The 1,647-nt window shown below is 32.8% G+C and carries 1 protein-coding gene; it reads left to right on the forward strand.

From position 1 onward, the window contains the following. Positions 1-90 precede the first annotated feature (90 nt). Positions 91-1,518: a flippase gene (locus FFM75_RS13855; protein WP_137629754.1), complete on the forward strand. Its 1,428-nt coding sequence runs from the start codon at positions 91-93 to the stop codon at positions 1,516-1,518. Positions 1,519-1,647 lie beyond the last annotated feature (129 nt).

Here is a 1,647-nt window from a genome sequence, read left to right on the forward strand (position 1 = left end):
TCATAAGGGAAGGCATTCCCTATTTCTATACAATTCAGAAATCTTTTATGCATTTACACAAGATATTTTACGCTCTCTTTTTATAATTTGATGTATCAGTTTTTAGCAATTGCTTTACCAATTGTAACTGTTCCATATGTTTCACGAACATTAGGAGCGTCGGCACTAGGGGAATATTACTATATTGCAGCCGTTGTTTCGTATTTTAATATTGTTGCTATCTTAGGAACGACAGATTATGGGCAACGAGAAATTGCCAAGAGGCAAGGTAACAAAGAGGCTCGAAGCAAGCTATTTTGGGATATATTCTATTTCCGTTCAATATGTACATCCGTAACCCTTATTGTATATGTTCTGTTTATCTTTATTTTTCCTTCAAGACATCATGTATTATTAATAATTAATTTCCTGAGTTTTGCTTCCTGGATATTTGATGTCAGCTGGTATTTTCAGGGAATGGAAAACTTTAAAGTAACTGCTATTCGAAATGGTCTAGTGAAAATACTTGCGACTATTCTAATCTTTATTCTTATCAGGAAGCCTAGTGATGTTGCACTTTACACTTTCATTTATGTTATAGCAGGGTTAATTGGGAATTTAACGATGATTCCATACCTGAAAGATGAACTTGTTTTTAAGAAGTTTCAACTAACTGATATTTTTAGCCATGTAAAAGGAATATTAGGCCTTTTCTTACCGGTGGTAGCAATTCAGCTATATACCGTTTTGAATCGAGTAATGCTTGGTGCCCTAAGTTCAAGCACTCAAGTTAGCTACTTTTCTCAAATTATGACAATTATTAACCTCTCTTTATCAATTATGTCAGCATTTGTGGGGGTATTAACCCCACATATTGCTAATATTTATAGCAAAGGCTTAAGGCAGGAAATAAAGAAGTTATCTAAATTAGCTATTAATTTCGTTTATTTATTAGGCCTACCTATGATGTTAGGATGCCTAGTTTGTGGTAGTATTTTTGTGCCAGTCTTTTTTGGCTATCAATATAAACCATCAATTCCGATTCTTTACATTTTAAGCAGTCTCTTTATCATTCTTGGCTTTGGTCAAGTTTTAGGAGTCTTCCTAATTTCTACTGACCGTCAGGGAAGCTATACGGTTGCTGTTAGTCTTGCCGCTGTTGCTAATTTAATTTTAAATTTTGTTTTCCTTATTATATTTCACAAGGGAGCAGTAGGTGTTTCTATTTCAACAATTGTTTCTGAAACAATTGCAACAGGTGTACAAATGTACTATCTTCGTAATATTTTGGATATGACTAATTTCATAACAGGCTTTTTCCGGTACGGTTTAATCTCGTTAATTTCGATCTTACCGATTGGATTATTAATCCTTTTGACAGGTCTTTCATCACTCATTAAATTAATTTTGATTATTATCTTTGCAGTCCTTGCTTACTTCTTAATATTAATCTTGCTTAAGGATAGAGCATTTAACTATATATTGGGACCGATAGTAAAGAAATTTTATAAAGGATATAAATATAAAGAAAATGAATAGAGTGTAAACAAGGCTTTCTTGATTAGTCAAAGAGGAGTAATATTTTTATTATTGGTAGATTGCAAATTTAATCCGAATTTTTGGACAAATTGGTCAGCATAACCTGATACGGTGTTTGCCAGTCGAGTA

The organism is Lactiplantibacillus daowaiensis, assembly GCF_005405085.1.
Taxonomy (GTDB): domain Bacteria; phylum Bacillota; class Bacilli; order Lactobacillales; family Lactobacillaceae; genus Lactiplantibacillus; species Lactiplantibacillus daowaiensis.